The organism is Methylocystis sp. (assembly GCF_051062815.1).
Lineage (GTDB): Bacteria > Pseudomonadota > Alphaproteobacteria > Rhizobiales > Beijerinckiaceae > Methylocystis.
Window position 1 is genome coordinate 1 of sequence record NZ_JBPFDU010000068.1, and the last position, 5,568, is coordinate 5,568.

Genomic DNA, 5,568 nt, shown 5'->3' on the forward strand with positions numbered 1-5,568 from the left:
CCATCCGCCTCGGGGCTCCGTCCGGTCTGGCCGACGCCTTATTCCGCTTCTTCGTCTGGATCAAGACGTCCAGAACTTCTCCTTCCGCCAAGATGGCGCGCGATGCCGGCGACCATTTTCGAAGGCGGATCTGCCGAAGAATCTCCTTGATCACTGATCCCGTAATATCTCCTGGAGTATTTCCTCGACCGAGCGCGGCGAAATTCCGAGATCTTCAAATCCTGACATCTCTGGCGACCACACAGTGTCGACCTGCATCAGCTCTACTTGATTGCGAGTGATGGGCGGGCTCGGGAGCATTTCCGCGAACCACGCCAGCGTGCGCCAAACGGCAAATGGGACAGGAACGAACATAGGCTTAAGGCTCGCTTCGTGGGCAATGACCCTGAGCAATTCTTCATAAGAGTAGCCGCGAGGACCGCCAAACTCGAAGGTGATCGCATGCGCGTCCTTCCGATCCAACGCACCAGCGATTGCCTCCGCCACATCCTCCACATAGGCGGGCTGCAATCTCGTGAGACCGCGCCCGAACATCGGGTAGATTGGCAGCTGGCGGAGGAGTTTGAGGATGGCGGTGAGAAAGGAATCGTCGGTGCCGAACATCACCGCCGGCCGAATAAGAATTGCATCTGCGAAGGCGGCGCGAACCGCCAGTTCGCCTTCGCCACGCTTGCGGATATAGAGCGATGACGAGCCGGCATCGGAGCCGATTCCTGAAACATGCGCGAGCCGCTCCACTCCGGCTCGACGTGCTTGATCCGCCAATCGTTGAGCCGCCTCGACATGCACGGAATGGAAAGTCTCGCTGCCATGCTCGACGTAAAGACTGACCGCATTTCACAACGCCGTAAGCGTCAGCAATTAGAGCCGATCCTGAAAGATTTGACTCCTGATCAAAGGCTTGGCCTGGCCAGGCGTTTGAGCATGATGCGGATCATGGCAAGGCGTACGAAAGCGGCGACGGTGGTCGCATAGCGTTCGAAGTCACGCGCGAGACGGCGGTTTCGGCTGATCCAAGCGAGTGTCCGTTCGACGATCCAGCGCTTCGGCAAAACGACAAATTTGTGCGCGTCGGTTCGTTTGACGATCTGGATTTTCCAACATCCTGCAGCGGCGACGGACCGCGCCATTTTCGGTCCCTGATAGCCAGCGTCGGCGAAGATTTTCTCGATAAAGGGAAAGCGCCGCCGCGCGTTCTGCAACAACCCACGGGCGCCGTCGCGATCCTGAATGTCGGCGGGTAGAACGCTCACGCTGAGAAGGAGACCGAGCGTGTCGACGAGGACATGACGCTTGCGGCCCATAACCTTCTTTCCCGCGTCGAACCCCTGCGGATCAATCGTTGCGCCCCCTTTTGAGCGGCCTTGGCGCTTTGCGAGTCGATGATCGCGGCCGAGGGGCTTGCCTCTCTCTCCGCCGCTTCCCGAACGGCGACATAGAGCGCCTCATGAATGCGCTCCAGCGTTCCGCTCCAATCCCAAAGCATGAAGTAGGAATGCGCCGTGCTCTTGGGCGGCAGGTCTTTCGGCAAGGCGTTCCATCGGCAGCCCGTGGCCAGCACGTAGAAAATCGCGTTGAGAACCTCGCGCACGACGACCGTCCGCTTGCGTCCGCCGCGCTTGGCCGGCGGGATCAAAGGCGCAATCAGCGTCCATTCCGCGTCGGTGAGATCAGACGGGTAACGAAGGCCGCGACGCTCCGCGGCAACGCGATGTTCCGGCTTCCACATCGGACGCTCCCCCAGGCGAATCATCCAATGCGCATGGAATCACAACCGACTCACACGACTCAACTTCTTTCAGGATCGGCTCTTACACTTGCGATTGACCGCTCATCGTGAATGTTGGCCTCGACCGAGCGAAGTTGCGGATCATCAGAACCAAACAGCCTAAGCCCCCGATCCGGATGCCTCGACGCAATCCGAACAAAAAACCCAGCCTTGCGGAGACGCCAGACCACCCGGCGCCCGAGAAACCCGGTTCCGCCGAACACGACAATGGAGCGCTCGTGCATGGTCGCCATGGCTTAAACTCGTCTACTTACGTCGGAGAAGCCCCGATCGGACAGATAACGTGGACGGATCGCGCGCCAACTGCGCGCGCCTTGTCTGGATCGGCGGCAGCGAGCCTGCACATTCGCCTCTCAATGTCGCCTTGAAGGGGTAATGTCGGAAGCTGGCGAGACCGTATAGCACTGGAAGCCAGCCTCGAATTGGCACGATCCTCGAGCTGACGTTTCAGACTCGACGGTCGCATTGCTCAGGCCGCGCGATGACGCTGTTGCCGAGATAAACAAGGGACGGTTCGCCAAGCGCCGGCAGGCCCTACTGGATGCAATTGTTGTGTCCGGGCCGATGTCGAGGGTGAACCTCATTGGAAAGCAATCTGATTTGAAAGCGAAAATAACGTTTTTGGGGAAAATGCGAGCCATCTGGCTTCATCGTCACTGATGTCGATTTCGGTTTCAAGATGAGACTCACGATCTTTTGAAAAACAGCGGCTTAGAAAAAAATCAGTCTCAGTCCGATTTCGGTTTCAATTGAGACTATATCGGCAAATTTTCGGTTTCAATTGAGATTGATCGACCGGTCGATCGACCGTACTATTATCGACATGGCTGGTCTCATCGACGATCCAAACGATCCGCGTTGGCAGGAGGCCGAACGCCGAGACCAATTTCTGCGCGAACTGTTGAAGGCAACTGGATGGAAAGCGACGCGAGACGTTGTCGATGCCGCGCGCATGACCTTTGGTGTCAGCCGATCGACTGTGTACAGAATAATTAGTCGATTTCTTGCGTCGCGCAGGGCATCCAGCCTGGTGCCTGCGGATCGGGGAACACCGCGAGGGGCCAAACGCGTTGACAGCAAGGTCGAGCGCGTCATTGCTGAACAGATCAATCGCGTCTGGTTGAAGAAGGAAAAGCCGAATATGCGCGCTCTGATCGAGCGCGTGCATGAAGCTTGCCGCATCGACGGACTGCGCCTGCCCCATCGCAGCACCATCCAACGCCGCGTTGACGAACTCGACGTGCTCCGCGCAGCCCGCAGGCGAGGAGAAACTGCCTTGGAAGCCGCCGCAACTCCGAGCGCTGGCAATTACCGCGCGGACAAGCCGAACGAGATTTGGCAAATCGACCACACAATCGTCGATATGATCGTTGTCGATGAAGAGACGCGATTGCCGATAGGACGTCCAGTTTTGACGATAGCCATCGACGTTTGTACGCGAATGGTAGCTGGCTTCTATCTATCGCTGAATCCGCCAAGCAGCGTCTCCGTGGGACTGTGTCTTCTTCACGCGGTCTATGACAAAACCTCGTGGCTACAAGAGCGCAATATCGATTATCCTTGGCCCGTCGCTGGCATTCCTTCAATTCTGCACTGCGACAACGGTGCAGAATTCCATTCAAAGTCACTGCAGGCAGCTTGCCGTGAATATGGGATAAAGCTCGTCTACCGTCCGCCTGCAACACCACGCTTCGGCGGACACATTGAACGTCTCATCGGCACCATGATGGGAGCCGTTCATATCCTTCCCGGCACAACGTTCAGCAACACGAAAATTCGCGATGGTTACGCTTCTGAGCAACACGCGATATTCACTCTAAGGGAACTTGAACGCTGGCTCGCGGTCGAAATCACCGGCCGCTATCAGCAGCGAATTCATTCCTCCTTGTTACGCCCGCCCCTGGCAGTCTGGCGAGAAGGCCAAGGCGAAGTGAGTTGTGACTTGCCGCCTGACAGGATGGCCTTCTGGACAAGCTTCCTGCCAGAAGCCCGGCGCCGATTGCTGAAGGACGGAATCCATCTCGAAAAAATCCGATATTGGTCAGATGTCCTCTCGCGGGACCTTGGGCGTCGAGAAGAATTACTCGTCAAATATGACCCCCGCGATCTTTCACGAATTTTCGTACGTCGCCCTGAAGGCCACTACATCGAAGCCCGCTACCGCAACCTGTCCTACCCTGCGATCACGATCTGGGAGTGGCGCAATGCGAAGCGCCGTCTTTTCGATCTTGGTAAGCGCGATCTCAGCGAAGAGACTATTTTTTCTGCTCTCGCGCTTCAACGCCGAATCGAGGATGATGCAGCCTCGGCAAGCGCTGCTGCGCGCCGGAAAATTGTGAGGCGACCACGATCCGCAAAACAAGACGCCCCCATCGAACTGTCTGGCGTTGACACCTCGAAGCAGCATGATGGGCTGGATGATATGGAGTTTTGGGAATGAACCTCGATCATCCTCATCTCGCGCCACAGGCTGCGGCGCTTCTGTCGATGACGGATGAACTACGCATCAAGGCAACACGAACGGAGAGATGGATCGGCTTCGCCCGCGCGCGGCACACTCTCGAACATCTGCAATTTCTCTGTGACTACCCGCCCTCGACGCGCCCGCCTGGACTCGCCATTTACGCCCACAGTGGCATGGGAAAAACCATGCTCGTCGAGAAATTTCGTCGCGCAAATCCGCCAATCGTTCATTCATTCGCTGGCTCCGAGGTTGTCCCAGTCTTATCGATTTCCTTGTCGTCAAAACCTTCCGAGCGACGAATTTACGCGCAACTCTTGAGTAGCGCTGGCGTGGACATCCGAAACGCAATGACCCTCGTCGAAATGGAAGTGCGCGCGCTCAATCTTTTAAAGCAGCTGAAAGTTCGCGTGATCGTCATTGATGAGGTTCATAATCTCCTCGCGGGCAGTCCACGCGAGCAACGTGTCATTCTTCAGCTCTTTCGTCATCTGAGCAATGAGTTGAAAGCGTCATTGGTGTGTCTCGGTATTGCCGACGCTCGTGAAGCGATTGCTGGCGACACACAGCTTGCGAGGCGGCTTGATCAAATCGTTCTTCCACGGTGGAAGGCTGACGAAGAGTTTCAGGGATTGATGGTTGGCATCCTTCGAAGCCTGCCCCTCCGTCGGCCATCAGCCCTCTCGGCTCAGAGCTTGCGCACTCTTACTCGCGCCACGGATGGGATCACCGCGAAGGTTTTTTGCATGCTGAACGAACTTGCAGTCGAAGCCGTTCGCTCGGGCAATGAGCAAATCACCGACGAAGATGTTGAGCGCTGGAAACCAGCGCTTGAACGTGAAGCCGTCTTTGCCTGAACACGTCCGATTTTCGGTTTCATTTGAGACTCGGATTGCCATCCAGTCTCAAATGAGACCGAAAAAACACACCGGGTATCCTTCAGTCTCACTTTGAAACCGAAATCGACATTGGCGATCCTTACATGGCGCACGCGCAAAGCCTGACCACCCCGCAGGTCCGCCATCGTAATCCATCCTAACCTTTATTGCCCCGCTACACGCACCGAGCATCTCTCGCGCCTCACGATGAGGCTCCCGATCAGACTTGGGGCCATGCTCGGCCGATGCGAGCCAGAGCTGATCAGATCAGCGGTCGCTCATTGCTCTCGTTCCGCGGCGCCGCCATAGACGCAAACTGTCTTGATATTGACAAATTCCTTGATGCCGTACGCCGAAAGCTCTCGACCGAAGCCGCTCTGCTTGACGCCACCGAACGGCAGACGCGGGTTCGAGCGCACAGGCTCGTTGACGAATACGCA

6 protein-coding genes are annotated in these 5,568 nt (G+C 56.9%); 2 read left to right on the forward strand and 4 right to left on the reverse strand.

The genetic code is table 11. The features are described from left to right. Positions 1-150 precede the first annotated feature (150 nt). The 3 genes from ACR65W_RS10720 to ACR65W_RS10730 all read right to left on the reverse strand — a co-directional run bounded on the left by ACR65W_RS10720 (position 151) and on the right by ACR65W_RS10730 (position 2,022). Positions 151-789: a complex I NDUFA9 subunit family protein gene (locus ACR65W_RS10720; protein WP_434502651.1), complete on the reverse strand. Its 639-nt coding sequence runs from the start codon at positions 787-789 to the stop codon at positions 151-153. Between the two features lie 104 nt (positions 790-893). Next, positions 894-1,729 (reverse strand): IS5 family transposase gene (locus ACR65W_RS10725; RefSeq protein ID WP_434498076.1). Its coding sequence is split into 2 segments (ribosomal slippage): positions 894-1,357 and positions 1,357-1,729, totalling 837 coding nucleotides; the frame shifts between segments, so codons are not numbered across the junction. A gap of 59 nt (positions 1,730-1,788) precedes the next feature. After that, positions 1,789-2,022 (reverse strand): hypothetical protein, encoded by a 234-nt coding sequence (locus ACR65W_RS10730; RefSeq protein WP_434498077.1) that lies wholly within the window; start codon positions 2,020-2,022, stop codon positions 1,789-1,791. Positions 2,023-2,576: 554 nt separating this feature from the next. Between ACR65W_RS10730 and ACR65W_RS10735 the strand changes: the two genes are divergently transcribed. Together ACR65W_RS10735 and ACR65W_RS10740 are read left to right on the forward strand one after the other, a co-directional pair. Then, positions 2,577-4,229, forward strand: coding sequence for a Mu transposase C-terminal domain-containing protein (locus ACR65W_RS10735; protein ID WP_434498078.1), 1,653 nt, complete (start codon positions 2,577-2,579; stop codon positions 4,227-4,229). Beyond that, positions 4,226-5,107, forward strand: coding sequence for a TniB family NTP-binding protein (locus ACR65W_RS10740; RefSeq protein WP_434498079.1), 882 nt, complete (start codon positions 4,226-4,228; stop codon positions 5,105-5,107). The genes ACR65W_RS10735 and ACR65W_RS10740 overlap by 4 nt, the downstream gene beginning before the upstream one ends. A 299-nt stretch (positions 5,108-5,406) precedes the next feature. Here the strand turns inward: ACR65W_RS10740 and ACR65W_RS10745 are convergent. Next, positions 5,407-5,568 (reverse strand): aldehyde dehydrogenase family protein (locus tag ACR65W_RS10745; protein WP_434498080.1); only part of this gene is annotated, 162 nt, incomplete at its 5' end.

Bases quoted from the DNA above. Each gene is read 5' to 3' on its own strand.
- ACR65W_RS10730 (WP_434498077.1), bottom strand. From the start codon at position 2,022: ATGGCGACCATGCACGAGCGCTCCATTGTCGTGTTCGGCGGAACCGGG.
- ACR65W_RS10740 (WP_434498079.1), top strand. From the start codon at position 4,226: ATGAACCTCGATCATCCTCATCTCGCGCCACAGGCTGCGGCGCTTCTG.